Source organism: Janthinobacterium sp. KBS0711 (assembly GCF_000988085.1).
GTDB classification, from domain to species: Bacteria; Pseudomonadota; Gammaproteobacteria; order Burkholderiales; family Burkholderiaceae_D; genus Janthinobacterium; species Janthinobacterium lividum_E.
Window position 1 is genome coordinate 88707 of record NZ_LBCO01000029.1, and the last position, 12744, is coordinate 101450.

10 protein-coding genes and 3 tRNA genes are annotated in these 12744 nt (G+C 61.8%); 5 read left to right on the top strand and 8 right to left on the bottom strand.

Features of this window, described 5'->3' with window-relative positions:
* Positions 1-49: 49 nt before the first annotated feature.
* The 5 genes from VM94_RS18295 to VM94_RS18315 all read right to left on the bottom strand — a co-directional run bounded on the left by VM94_RS18295 (position 50) and on the right by VM94_RS18315 (position 2991).
* Positions 50-125, bottom strand: a tRNA-Ala gene (locus VM94_RS18295).
* 134 nt (positions 126-259) lie between these two features.
* A tRNA-Glu gene (locus tag VM94_RS18300) sits at positions 260-335 on the bottom strand.
* Between the two features lie 67 nt (positions 336-402).
* Positions 403-478 (bottom strand) — tRNA-Ala (locus tag VM94_RS18305).
* A gap of 124 nt (positions 479-602) precedes the next feature.
* Complete coding sequence (gene gltX / locus VM94_RS18310) at positions 603-2009, bottom strand: glutamate--tRNA ligase (protein ID WP_046684774.1); 1407 nt, start codon at positions 2007-2009, stop codon at positions 603-605.
* A gap of 70 nt (positions 2010-2079) precedes the next feature.
* Positions 2080-2991 carry a LysR family transcriptional regulator gene (locus VM94_RS18315; RefSeq protein ID WP_046684828.1) on the bottom strand — a complete coding sequence of 304 codons (912 nt, stop codon included), beginning with the start codon at positions 2989-2991 and terminating at the stop codon, positions 2080-2082.
* Positions 2992-3135: 144 nt separating this feature from the next.
* Here VM94_RS18315 and lysA point away from each other — a divergent pair, with 144 nt between their 5' ends.
* Positions 3136-4380, top strand: a complete 1245-nt coding sequence (lysA, locus tag VM94_RS18320; RefSeq protein WP_046684775.1) for a diaminopimelate decarboxylase — start codon at positions 3136-3138, stop codon at positions 4378-4380.
* A 63-nt stretch (positions 4381-4443) separates the two neighbouring features.
* Positions 4444-6009, top strand: coding sequence for a phospholipase D family protein (locus tag VM94_RS18325; RefSeq protein ID WP_046684776.1), 1566 nt, complete (start codon positions 4444-4446; stop codon positions 6007-6009).
* 188 nt (positions 6010-6197) lie between these two features.
* Here the strand turns inward: VM94_RS18325 and VM94_RS18330 are convergent, their stop codons facing one another.
* The 3 genes from VM94_RS18330 to apbC all read right to left on the bottom strand — a co-directional run bounded on the left by VM94_RS18330 (position 6198) and on the right by apbC (position 9611).
* Positions 6198-7889: an alkaline phosphatase family protein gene (locus tag VM94_RS18330; protein ID WP_046684777.1), complete on the bottom strand. Its 1692-nt coding sequence runs from the start codon at positions 7887-7889 to the stop codon at positions 6198-6200.
* 138 nt (positions 7890-8027) lie between these two features.
* Positions 8028-8435, bottom strand: coding sequence for a DUF4399 domain-containing protein (locus VM94_RS18335; RefSeq protein ID WP_046684778.1), 408 nt, complete (start codon positions 8433-8435; stop codon positions 8028-8030).
* Between the two features lie 87 nt (positions 8436-8522).
* Entirely contained in the window at positions 8523-9611 is a 1089-nt protein-coding gene (gene apbC / locus VM94_RS18340; protein ID WP_034758315.1) for an iron-sulfur cluster carrier protein ApbC, read from the bottom strand.
* A 147-nt stretch (positions 9612-9758) separates the two neighbouring features.
* Here apbC and metG point away from each other — a divergent pair, with 147 nt between their 5' ends.
* The 3 genes from metG (at position 9759) to VM94_RS18355 (ending at position 12730) form a co-directional block, all read left to right on the top strand.
* Positions 9759-11915 carry a methionine--tRNA ligase gene (gene metG, locus VM94_RS18345; protein ID WP_046684779.1) on the top strand — a complete coding sequence of 719 codons (2157 nt, stop codon included), beginning with the start codon at positions 9759-9761 and terminating at the stop codon, positions 11913-11915.
* Positions 11916-11933: 18 nt separating this feature from the next.
* Positions 11934-12413, top strand: a complete 480-nt coding sequence (locus tag VM94_RS18350) for a GNAT family N-acetyltransferase (RefSeq protein ID WP_034778216.1) — start codon at positions 11934-11936, stop codon at positions 12411-12413.
* Between the two features lie 107 nt (positions 12414-12520).
* Positions 12521-12730 carry a DUF3460 family protein gene (locus VM94_RS18355; RefSeq protein WP_046684780.1) on the top strand — a complete coding sequence of 70 codons (210 nt, stop codon included), beginning with the start codon at positions 12521-12523 and terminating at the stop codon, positions 12728-12730.
* Positions 12731-12744: the final 14 nt, after the last annotated feature.

Here is a 12744-nt window from a genome sequence, read left to right on the forward strand (position 1 = left end):
CGGTACTACATTTTTACTTCTACAGCTTGCCGCTTTACCTCTGCGCTGTTGGTGGAGGTAAGCGGGATCGAACCGCTGACCTCTTGCATGCCATGCAAGCGCTCTCCCAGCTGAGCTATACCCCCCGGGCGCAGAAATAATAAAAGCCGCACTTGGCGACTTTGTTCCACTACTTGCTTTCCATTCAGATTCCGCTTTTTACGGGCCTGAACTTACAACAATCAGTACAAACAACTGCCACTACTATACCACAACTACCTGGCGTCCCCAAGGGGATTCGAACCCCTGTACTCACCGTGAAAGGGTGATGTCCTAGGCCTCTAGACGATGGGGACCGCGGAACTTCCAAACAACATCTGCACCACTTCAACGACTAACAAAACCTGACTGCGATTTTGCTGCTGGTGGAGGTAAGCGGGATCGAACCGCTGACCTCTTGCATGCCATGCAAGCGCTCTCCCAGCTGAGCTATACCCCCGTTGGTGCAGAAACAAGAGTATAGCAAAGAAGTTTCACTCTGCAAATACCCTTTTTCGTCTATGAGCAACTTTTCATAGGGGCGGTTTCCGCGCCGTATTTTTACGCGTATTTAAGAGCGGCGATTACAGCCACTTTGCCAGGCGCGCCAGCACGGTGTCGCGGCCGAAGATCACCACTACCTGGTCGATGGCAGGCGTCTGCAGCTGGCCCGTCAAGATCAAACGCAAAGGCATGGCCAGCAGCGGCATCTTGATGGTGTTGGCGGCCAGCACTTCCTTGATCATGGCGGCCACGGCTTCCTTGCTCCACTCCACCGTGGCGATGCGCTCGGCAAACTGCGCCAGCACGGGCTTGATGGCATCCGTGATGTGCTGCGCCACCAGTTCCGCTTCCGGCTGCGGCTCGCGGAAGAACAGCATCGACGCGGCAGCCAGTTCATTGACCGTGTTGGCGCGCTCTTTCATCATGCCCAGCACTTGTGCAAGGTCCGGCGCGCCTTCGAAGACGGCGCCGGCGGCGACCATTTGCGGACGCGCCAGGTCGGCCAGGCGGCTGTTGTCGGCCTGCTTGATATAGTGGTTGTTCAGCCAGGCCAGTTTTTCATTGTTGAACTGGGCGGCGGACTTGGACAGGTGGTTCAGGTTAAACCACTCGCAGAACTGCTCGGTCGAGAACACTTCATCGTCGCCATGGCTCCAACCCAGGCGCGCCAGGTAGTTCAGCATCGCTTCCGGCAGGAAGCCCTGCGCCGGATAATCCATCACGCTGACGGCGCCGTGGCGCTTCGACAGCTTCTCGCCATCCGCACCCAAGATCATCGGCAGGTGGCCGTACAGCGGCAGCGGTGCGCCGATGGCGCGCAGGATGTTGATCTGGCGCGGGGTGTTGTTGACGTGGTCGTCGCCGCGGATCACGTGGGTAATCTGCATGTCCCAGTCATCGACGGCCACGCAGAAGTTGTACGTCGGCGTGCCGTCCGGGCGGGCGATCACCAGGTCGTCCAGTTCGCGGTTCGAAATCGTGATCGTGCCCTTGACCACGTCGTCCCAGCTCACGTCGCCATCGAGCGGATTCTTGAAACGCACGACGGGCTTGCGATCCGCTGGCACTGCCGGCAGGGTCTTGCCCGGTTCCGGACGCCAGGTGCCGTCGTAGCGCGGCTTTTCTCCGGCGGCGCGCATGCGTTCGCGCATCGCTTCGACTTCTTCCGGCGACGAATAGCAGTGGTATGCAGTGCCTTCGGCCAGCATCTGCGCCACCACTTCACGGTAGCGGTCCATGCGCTGCATCTGGTAGAACGGGCCTTCGTCGTGGTCCAGGCCCAGCCACTTCATGCCTTCGATGATGGCTTGCACAGCTTCCGGCGTGGAGCGCTCCACGTCCGTGTCTTCGATGCGCAGCACGAAGGTGCCGCCGAAGTGACGGGCATACGCCCAGCTGTATAAAGCGGTGCGGGCGCCGCCCAGGTGCAGATAGCCGGTCGGGCTGGGAGCAAAACGGGTACGGACGGGAGTAGCGGTTGTGGTCATCGAAGTAATCAGGCTTGAATAAGTAAAACGCCATTTTACTCTGTTGACCGCCGCCGCTCCACAAGCGCCGTCACAGCTGCAGCAAGCGCCTTTTCACTTCCTCCGCCTGGGCATGCAGCGCCTGCTCGAACAGGGCCACCAGTTGCGACAAGGGCCGGTGCAAAGGCTTGACCAGATTCACGGTGAACGGCAAGGACACGGCAAAGCGGCGGATCTGCAAGCCCTGCCCCGCATAATCGAGGGCCGTGAGCGGATTGACGATGGCCAGACCCACGCCTTCGCGCACCATGGCGCAGACGGAAGCGGCGCTGTGCGTATCGAGCGCCATGCGCCGCTCCACGCCGGCCTGCGCGAAGATGGCATCGATCTGCTGGCGATACGGGTCGACGGCGGCCAGGCTGATGAAAGGCTGGCCCGCGAAGTCCGCCGGCGCCAAGGTCATCTTGCCTGCCAATGGATGGCCATCGGGCAGCACGCACACTTCATCGACGGACATCAGGGTGGCGAGCGCGGTGCCCGGCGGGGCGTTGCCCACTTCCGTCAGGCCAATATCGTGGCGCTGCGCGGACAGCCACTCCTCCAGCAGCGGCGACTCCTGCGGCGTGATGCTGATGCTCACCTTGGGAAAGTCGGCGACGAAACGCTTGCACGCCTGCGGCAGCAAGGACTGGGAAAACACGGGCAGGCAGGCGATTGACAACTGCCCCTGGTCGAACTGGCGCAGGGCCGCCGCCGTGCTGACGATGCGCTCCAGGCCGAAATACGCGCGCTGCACTTCCTCGAACAGCTGCAGCGCCTGCGCCGTCGGACGCAGCCGCCCCCGCTCGCGCTCGAACAGGGTCAAGCCCGTCAAATGCTCGAGGCGCGCCAGCTCGCGGCTGACGGTGGGCTGCGACGTATGCAGCATGGCGGCGGCCGCCGTCACGCTGCCCGTCGTCATGATGGCGCGAAAGACCTCGATATGGCGCAAGGAGATAGTCATGTCCATATCATAAATGAATAAGGTCAGCTTAAATGGATATTTTATGTTTACAAAGAAAACCCGCATCATGGCCAACATCGTAGGTCGGATTAGCGCAAGGCGCGTAATCCGACACCACCCCACAACATGACAAAGACATCCACCATGAAACCAGTGCCAGACGCCACCCTCGCCCAACTCGCCCAGGAACACGGCACGCCATTGTGGGTGTACGACGCGGCCACCATCCGCGCGCGCGTGGCCCAACTGTCGCAGTTCGACACGGTGCGTTTCGCGCAAAAGGCCAATTCGAACATCCACCTGCTCACATTGATGCGCGAAGCGGGCGTGCATGTGGACGCCGTCTCGCTGGGCGAAATCGAGCGCGCGCTGCAGGCGGGCTTCACGCCGGCGCAAACCAACGGCGCCGCCGGCGTGGTGTTTACCTGCGACCTGTTCGACCGCGCCACCCTGGCGCGCGTGGCGGCAGAAAAAATTGAAGTCAATTGCGGCTCCGTCGACATGCTGCGCCAGCTGGGCCCCGTGTCACCCGGCCACCGCGTCTGGCTGCGCATCAATCCCGGCTATGGCCATGGCCACAGCAACAAGACCAACACGGGCGGCGAAAACAGCAAGCACGGTATCTGGCACGAAGAACTGCCGGAGGCGCTGGCCGTCATCCGCGCGCATGGCCTGCACCTGGTAGGCCTGCACATGCACATCGGCTCGGGCGTCGACTACAGCCACCTGGAAACCGTCTGCGGCACCATGGTCGACCTGGTCAAGAACATGGGACACGACATCGAAGCCATTTCCACGGGCGGCGGCTTGTCCGTGCCTTACCGCGAAGGCGAGCAGCCCGTCGACACGGACCACTACTTCCAGCTGTGGGATGCGGCGCGCAAGCAGATCGAGGCGCACCTGGGCCATCCCGTGCACCTGGAAATCGAACCGGGCCGCTTCCTCGTGGCCGACGCGGGCCTGCTGGTAGCCGAAGTGCGCGCCACCAAGCAGATGGGCGGCAACCATTTCACCCTGCTCGACACGGGCTTCAATGAACTGATGCGCCCCGCCATGTACGGCAGCTACCATGAAATGTCGGTGATCGCGCATGACGGCCGTGCCCTGGACGCTAGCCCCGCATGCGCCACGGTCGTTGGCGGCCCCCTGTGCGAATCGGGCGACGTCTTTACCCAGCGCGATGGCGGCGTGGTGGAAACCCGTTTGCTCCCTGCAGCACAGGTGGGCGACTACGTGGTCTTCGAAGGCGCGGGCGCGTATGGCGCGTCGATGTCGTCGAACTACAACAGCCGCCCCCATGCGGCCGAATACCTGGTCGATGGCGAGCAATCCCGCTTGATCCGCCGCCGCCAGACGGTGGCCGAGCTGATCGCACTGGAACAACTCTAAAACCGCGCCCGCGTGCGGGCATGCGCATCTGCTAACATCGGGGCAACTCGATGAAAGCCCTCCATGCCCGTTCCCGCACTACCCTCACGCAGCGCCAGCCGGCTGCTGCTGCCCCTGCTGCTGTCCGCCGTCCTCGCCGGCTGCGCTTCACTGCCCTCGCTGGAAAGCCGCATCCCCTCAAATGTCATCGCCGATACGGCACATACCCAACTGGCCACGGCCATTGCGCCCATGGTGGCGCAGCATCCGGGCGTGTCCGGCATTTACCCGCTGGTCGACGGGCGCGACGCGTTTGCCGCGCGCGCCCTGCTGGCCGCCGCGGCCCAGCGCAGCCTGGACGTGCAGTACTACATCTGGCACAAGGACATCACGGGCACCCTGCTGTTCGACGCCTTGCGCCAGGCGGCAGAACGGGGCGTGCGCGTGCGCCTGCTGCTCGACGATAACAACACGGCCGGCCTGGACCAGACATTGACGATGCTGGGCAAGCAGCAGAATCTGGAAATCCGCCTGTTCAATCCCTTTATTCCCCGCGCGCCGCGCGCGCTGGCCTTTGCCACGGATTTTTCCCGTCTCAACCGGCGCATGCACAACAAATCGTTCACGGCCGACAACCAGGCCACCATCGTTGGCGGGCGCAATGTGGGCGACGAATATTTTGGCGCGGCCGGCGACGTGCTGTTTGCCGACCTGGACGTGCTGGCCATCGGCCCCGTCGTCGGCGATGTCTCGCACGATTTCGACCGCTACTGGAACAGCGCCTCGGCCTACCCGGCCAGGCTGCTGCTGACCAGCCCTGTCGATGGCGACGCGGCCACCATCGCCGCCGAAGCGGACCGCATCGACGACACCAAGGCGGCCGAGGAATACGTGCAGGCGCTGCGCACCTCGCCCTTCGTCAAGCAGATGATGGAACGCACCCTGCCCTTCGAATGGGCCAGGACGCGCATGGTCAGCGACGACCCGGCCAAGGTGCTGGACAAGGCCAGGCCCGGCACGGGCGTGGCGGAAAACCTGCAAAACCTGCTCGGCGTGCCGGAAAAGGAAGTGGACCTGGTGTCGCCGTATTTCGTGCCCGGCAAATCGGGCACGCAAGCCTTTGCCGACCTGGCGAAAAAGGGCGTGGGCGTGCGCATCCTGACGAATGCGCTGGAAGCGACCGACGTGGCGGCCGTGCATGCCGGTTATGCGAAATGGCGCAAACCCTTGCTGGAAGCGGGCGTGCTGCTGTACGAATCGCGCCGCTCGTGGGAAGCGGGCGATGCGCGCGAACAGACGGGCCGCTTCGGCAGTTCCGCATCGAGCCTGCATGCGAAGACCTTTGCCGTCGACGACCAGCGCATCTTTGTCGGCTCGTTCAACTTCGACCCGCGCTCGATCGAGCTGAATACGGAAATGGGCCTCGTCATCGACAGCCCCGCGCTGGCCAGCCAGCTGGGGCTAGCCATGCGCACCACGATCCCGCAGCGCGCCTATCAGGTCATGCTGGGCGACGACGGCGCGCTGTACTGGCTCGCCCGCGACGCCAGCGGCGCCACCACGCGCTACGACACGGAACCAGGCACCAGCGTGTGGAAGCGCATGGGCGTGGCGATTCTGTCGGTGCTGCCTATCGACTGGTTGTTGTAAGCGGTTTTGCCAACGTTGTTGTCGGATTACGCGGGGCTTGCCCCGCTAATCCGACCTACGCTCGTCGCAAGGCCAACGCCGGTCGTGTTGGTGGCGACGCCGACACGCAAACCGCGTAGGTCTGGTTAGTCATCGTAGGTCGGCTTAGCGCGCAGCGCGTAAGCCGACAACACCACAGGCCAAAATCGTTAGCGCACCGCTTCCGCCAAAATCCGCCCTTCCGACGCCGACGGCTGGCGTATGCGCAGCAAATGGGCGAGCGTAGGCGCGATGTCGACCACTTCCGCGTACTGGCCATAGGCGCCCGGCTTGATCCAGCGGGGGCCGAAGACCATCAGCGGCACGTTGGTGTCATACGTGTACGGCGTGCCATGCGAAGTACCGCCACTGCCCTTGCCGAAGTACCAGGCCGGTTTTGTAACGACCATCAGGTCGCCCGACAGCTGGCGGTTCCAGGCGCGGCGCATCAGGGTGTCCATGCGCGTGGCGACGGCTCCCGTTTCCATCTGCGTGCGCGTGTAGACTTGCGCCAGGCCGTCCTGCTGCAGCAGGAAGCGGGCCGCCGCGTCTTCCAGGGCGGCACGATGGACGCCGCTCTTTTCCGCCAACGCGTAATCGAGGTAGATATTCGGCAGCGACGACGCCGTCACCAGCTTGTCGATGCCCAGGGTGGCGGCCAGATGCAGGTTCAAGGCATCGACCAGTTTGGCGCCGTCGATGCGCTTGGCGGAGAAGCCGCGCGTTTCGGCAAATTCCGGCACGTTGGCAAAGCCATGGTCGGCCGTCAACACCACCAGCACATTGTCCATGCCGACTTTTTTATCGAGGTCGAGAAAGAAGCCGGCCAGCATGCGGTCCAGGCGCTGCAGGTGGTCGTGCGACATCTTGCTTTCCGGGCCGTAGGCATGGTTCACATAGTCGTGCGCGGACAGGCTCACGCCGAGGATATCGGGCACGCCGGCCGGATTGCGGCCCAGGTTTTCGCCATCGATGGCGGCGCGGGCGAATTCCAGGGTCAGCTCGTCGAGGAAGGGGCCGGACTTCAGGCGGCTGTAATACTCGCCATCGAGCTTGCCGCTGTCGCTGTAATAGGCGAACGGGAAGGTGTTGCGCGTGCCCGGCTTGACCGCCACAAGATCATCACGGGCGTCGCGCGCATAGGCGGAATCGGCCAGCAGCGGCGTCCAGCTCTTGCCGTAATAACGGTCCTGCGGCTTGGCCGCCTGGTAGCGCTGCACCCATTGCGGGTGCTGCTGCATATAGTAGGTGCTGCTGGCGAAGTTACCCGTCTTTTCCATGTACATATACGCCGTGCCCGTTTTCCCGGCCAGCAGGATGGCGCCGCGGTCCTTGCCCGACACGGTGACGACCTTGGCCTTGTCACCCGTCGAATAGCGCAACTCATCGCCCAGTGTGCTCACGCGCAGCCTGGTCGGCGCCGTACCGTCGTCGGGTTGCGTGTCTTCGCCGATGTAATGGAAATTGCCATCCTCGGTGCAGTACACGGATTTTTTCGTGACGGGATCTATCCAGTTATTGCCGATCACGCCATGCTGGTAAGGGTAGGCGCCCGACAGCACCGCCGAGTGGCCGATGGCGGTAACCGTGATGCCATGCGCCTGGTGCGCATCGCTGAACCACGCGCCCTGCTCCAGCAGGCGGCGGAAACCGCCCTGGCCGAACTGGTCGCGGTAGCGCGTCACCTGCTCTTGCGGCAAGCCGTCCACTACCAGCACGACGACCAGCTTGGGCTGCGCCGCAGAGGCAACAGCAGCAACAACAGGAAGCGCCTTGGCCGCATGCGCCTGGCACGCCGCCACGCCAGCGGCCAGCAGCAGCGCCTGCGCCAGTTGCCGGGAAAGGGAGAAATGTTTCGTCATATCCGCTCATCAAAAGTTAGGCCACCGGGCAGCATACGCCGACTATATGACGCACTGATGACAGAAGCAATAACAAGAAAAAGGCCAGGCTCCATCGCTGGAACCCGGCCTTTACCGAAACAGATGACTATGCCTGGCTTACTTGACCGTCACCTTGATGCTTTTGCTCAACTCCGGCCCATACGACTGGTGCGCGCCATTGGCGAACTGCATGGTCAGGGTGTACTGGCCCGGCGGCAAGGTAACGTCCGTTTCCGTTTGCCCTTTGCCGAAGTGCAAATGCTTGTCATCCATGGGTATCATCTCGCCCGCCTTCATCGGCCCCGTATTGATGAGCAGATGGTGGTGGCCCGTCTTGGCCGTCATGTCGCCGGCCGGCTTGACGGCCATGCCGCTGACGGCAAACTTGACCTTGAAAGGACTGGTCACTGTCGCGCCATCGGCTGGCTCGACGAAGGAAACGGATTGCGCAAACGCGCTGGCGGCCAGCAAGCTGCCGGCAATCACTGCTGCGGCCTGGCGCAGGAATACGGTGTTCAATTGCATGGTGTCTCCTCTTGTTTAATAACAACACGGACTGCATGAAACCATATTCCTGCTGACCATGGCGCATGGGAGCGCCAAGCCCAACAATTAGTCGTTCTTGATGACGATGCTTGGGAACTTGCTCGTCATATCCTTCGCCTTTTCCGCCACCTTGATCGCGATGGTGCGGGCGATCTGCTTGTAGATCACGGCGACGGGGCCTTCCGGCTCGGCCACGACGGTGGGCGTGCCCGAATCCGTCTGCTGGCGGATCGCCATGGTCAGCGGCAAGGCGCCGAGAAATTCCACGCCGAAGTCGGCGCACATCTTCGCGCCGCCGCCGGCGCCGAAGATTTCTTCCGCATGGCCGCAGTTCGAGCAGATGTGCGTGCTCATGTTTTCCACCACGCCCAGGATAGGAATGCCGACTTTCTCGAACATTTTGAGGCCCTTGCGCGCGTCCAGCAGCGCGATGTCCTGCGGCGTCGTGACGATGACGGCGCCCGTGACGGGCACTTTCTGCGACAGGGTCAGCTGGATGTCGCCCGTGCCTGGCGGCATGTCGACGATCAAATAATCGAGGTCGCGCCAGTTGGTCTGGTCCAGCAATTGCTGCAAGGCTTGCGTGACCATCGGGCCGCGCCACACCATCGGCTCGTCCGGATCGATCATGAAGCCGATCGACGACACCTGCAAGCCGTGGTTTTCCATCGGCTCCATGCTCTTGCCGTCCAAGGTCTTCGGCTGGCCGCTGATGCCCAGCATCATCGGCTGCGACGGGCCGTAGATATCGGCGTCGAGCATGCCAACGGTGGCGCCTTCGGCCGCCAGGGCCAGGGCCAGGTTGACGGCCGTGGTCGATTTACCAACACCGCCCTTGCCGGAAGCGACGGCAATGATGTTTTTCACGTTGCTCATCGGCTTCAAGCCGCGCTGCACCGTGTGCGAAATGATTTTCGACGACACGCCGACGCTGACGTTGCCCACGCCCGGCAGCACGCGCAAGGCGGCCAGCACGGATTTGCGGATCAGGTCGATCTGGCTCTTGGCGGGGTAGCCCAGCTCGATGTCGAGGGAAATATCATCACCGTCGACCTTCAGATTCTTGACGGTTTTACTGGAAACGAAATCTTTATGTGTATTTGGATCAATAACCTGGGCCAGTGCGGCCTTGACGTCTTCTACTGTGATGCTCATGACTATCTCCGTATGCAATACGCGCAGTCTAGCGCAAAATCGCCATGCGCGATGGAGGCAAAAGCATCACTTGCCGGCGCTGCATCTGCTCATATTGCGTTTCCGCTGTTAAAATGTCCTATTATCCATCCCAAAAGTGCATCAATCATGACTCGCAAGCTGTTCGTCACCACTGCCCTGCCTTACGCAAACGCCGCTTTTCACATTGGCCACATCATGGAATACATCCAGGCCGATATCTGGGTCCGGTTCCAGCGAATGCAACGCGATGGCGCAGCCGGCCGTGAAGTGCACTTTGTGGGCGCCGACGATACGCATGGCACGCCCATCATGATCGCCGCCGAAAAGGAAGGTATCACGCCGCAGCAATTCGTCGCCAACATCGCCGCCGGCCGCGCCCAATACCTCGATGGCTTCCATATCGCCTTCGACAACTGGTATTCGACCGACTCGCCTGAAAACGTCGACCTGTCGCAATCGATCTACCGCAAGTTGCGCGATACGGGCCTGATCGTCACGAAAACCGTCGACCGTTTCTTCGACCCGGTCAAGGGCATGTTCCTGGCCGACCGCAACATCAAGGGCGAATGCCCGAAATGCGGCGCCAAGAACCAGTACGGCGACAATTGCGAAGTGTGCGGCGCCGCCTACCAGCCGACCGACCTGGTCAACCCGTTCTCGGTCTTTACCAACGCGACGCCCGTGATGAAGCCGTCGGAACAGTATTTCTTCAAGCTGTCCGACCCGCGCTGCTTCGAATTCCTCAAGGATTGGCTCAACACCCCAGGCCGCTTGCAGCCGGAAATGGTCAACAAGGTCAGCGAATGGCTGGGCGAAGCGGGCGAAAAGCTGGCCGACTGGGATATCTCGCGCGACGCGCCCTACTTCGGCATCCCGATTCCCGATGCGCCGGGTAAATTCTTCTATGTGTGGATGGATGCGCCCGTCGGTTACCTGGCCAGCCTGAAAAACTATTGCGACAAGAAAGGCATCGATTTCGACGCCTTCCTGAATGACCCGTCGACGGAACAGATCCACTTCATCGGCAAGGACATCGTTTCCTTCCACTTGCTGTTCTGGCCCGCCATGCTGAAGTTCGCCAATCACCCGGTGATCGACAAACTGAAAGTCAATGTGCACGGCTTCCTGACGGTCAACAACGAAAAGATGTCGAAATCGCGCGGCACGGGCATTTCGCCGCTGCGCTACCTGGACCTGGGCATGAACCCGGAATGGCTGCGCTACTACATCGCCTTCAAGCTGAACTCGAAAGTGGAAGACCTGGACTTCAACGGCGAAGATTTTGTCGCCCGCGTGAACAGCGACCTGATCGGCAAGTACGTGAACATCGCCAGCCGCTGCGCCGGCTTCATCGCCAAGCGTTTCGACGGCAAGCTGGCGTCGACGCTGTCGGAAGGCGCGCAAAGCTGGATCAACCGCGCCCTGACGGTGGACGTCAACGGCGTCATCGTCGAGCGCCAGGCCAGCATCGCCGCGCACTTCGAAAACCGCGAATTCGGCAAGGCCTTGCGCGAGATCATGGAAATCGCCGACATCACCAACCAGTATGTCGATGAAAACAAGCCATGGATCCTGGCCAAGGATGCGGAAAAAACAACCGAACTGCACGACGTGTGCACGACGGCCCTGATCCTGTTCCGCCAGTTGACGATTTTGCTGTCGCCGGTGCTGCCGGGCGTGGCGAAGAACGTGGCATCGTTCCTCAACGACGCCGAGTTTACTTGGGCCGACACGCAGGTGTTCGGCGACGCCGTCTCGAACAGCATGCTGGGCCGCACCATCGGCGCCTACAGCCACTTGATGACGCGCATGGATGCAAAGATGATCGAAGCACTGTTCGACGCGCCGCAAGCGGCCGCCGCCATTGCCGCGCCAGCCGGCGACGCCGCGAATGACGCCGCCGCTCCAGCCGTTGCCGCTGCCGCCATCGAAGAACTGGCGCCCGAGATCAAAATCGACGACTTCCTCAAGGTCGACCTGCGCATCGCAAAAATCGTCAACTGCGAACTGGTCGACGGCTCCGACAAGCTGCTGCGCCTGACCCTGGATGCGGGCGAAGGCCGCCTGCGCAATGTATTCTCGGGCATCCGCTCGGCGTACCAGCCGGAAGAACTGATCGGCAAGCTGACGGTGCTGGTGGCCAACCTGGCGCCGCGCAAGATGAAGTTCGGCATTTCCGAAGGCATGGTCATGGCGGCATCCAGCGCCGACGAGAAGGCGAATCCAGGCATCTACATCCTGAATCCGTGGCCGGGCGCCGAACCTGGCATGCGCATCCGCTAAGCCCCACAAGGACCGATGATGAATATCGTGGTGCGCGAAGCAACAAATGCCGATGCACAGCTGATGGCCGAACTGACCCGCGCCGCGTGGGCCGGCAAGGTGGCAGCCTCGTCCAGTGGGCACCACGAGACGGCGCAGCAAGTGGAAGAGCAATTGCGCCACGGCGGCGGTTTTCTGTTGCTGATCGACGACATTCCAGCCGGTTCGCTGCGCTGGATGCCGCTCGACAGCGATCCCGCCATCTGGAAGATTTCACGCATGGGTGTGCTGCCCGCCTACCGGGGCAGCCACGTTTCGCAGCATTTGCTGGAAGCCATCATTCACCACGGCCTGTCGTGTCAGGCGGAGGAATTGCGCCTGGCCGTACGGCGCGACCAGCGCAAGCTGATCGATTTTTATGCGGCCTTCGAATTCGACCTGGCCGAAGAACTGGAATATTCGCACGCCAACCCCGCCGAACCGGCGCCGATGGTGATGCGGCGTTTGCTGCGTTATTGATTTTTAGCAATTTCGCCCCGGACTTGCCGATACAACAACCCGCCAAACCGCACGGCGCGGTAAAATACGGCCGGCTGACCTTACCCATAAGACACTCAGAAGAGAATATGAAACTGCCTGCAAAACACAACAACTACGTATCCGACCACACCTTGTTCATCGCCGAACTGAAGGCCAAAAACCCTGGTATGGAAGTGGGCCAGCAAGCGGGCCGCGCCCTGCTGTGGGACAAGCCGGCCGTCAGCATCGATGAGCAGGAACGCCAGCTGGCGTCGGCCGTCAAGCAACAGGCTTACGTTTACCAGAACAAGAACTAAGATCTGGAACCGGC

Excerpts from the sequence above, each read along its gene's own strand:
- VM94_RS18325 (WP_046684776.1), top strand. The coding sequence starts at position 4,444 with ATGCCCGTTCCCGCACTACCCTCACGCAGCGCCAGCCGGCTGCTGCTG.
- VM94_RS18315 (WP_046684828.1), bottom strand. The coding sequence starts at position 2,991 with ATGACTATCTCCTTGCGCCATATCGAGGTCTTTCGCGCCATCATGACG.
- apbC (WP_034758315.1), bottom strand. The coding sequence starts at position 9,611 with ATGAGCATCACAGTAGAAGACGTCAAGGCCGCACTGGCCCAGGTTATT.
- VM94_RS18350 (WP_034778216.1), top strand. The coding sequence starts at position 11,934 with ATGAATATCGTGGTGCGCGAAGCAACAAATGCCGATGCACAGCTGATG.
- VM94_RS18335 (WP_046684778.1), bottom strand. The coding sequence starts at position 8,435 with ATGCAATTGAACACCGTATTCCTGCGCCAGGCCGCAGCAGTGATTGCC.
- metG (WP_046684779.1), top strand. The coding sequence starts at position 9,759 with ATGACTCGCAAGCTGTTCGTCACCACTGCCCTGCCTTACGCAAACGCC.
- lysA (WP_046684775.1), top strand. The coding sequence starts at position 3,136 with ATGAAACCAGTGCCAGACGCCACCCTCGCCCAACTCGCCCAGGAACAC.
- VM94_RS18355 (WP_046684780.1), top strand. The coding sequence starts at position 12,521 with ATGAAACTGCCTGCAAAACACAACAACTACGTATCCGACCACACCTTG.
- gltX (WP_046684774.1), bottom strand. The coding sequence starts at position 2,009 with ATGACCACAACCGCTACTCCCGTCCGTACCCGTTTTGCTCCCAGCCCG.
- VM94_RS18330 (WP_046684777.1), bottom strand. The coding sequence starts at position 7,889 with ATGACGAAACATTTCTCCCTTTCCCGGCAACTGGCGCAGGCGCTGCTG.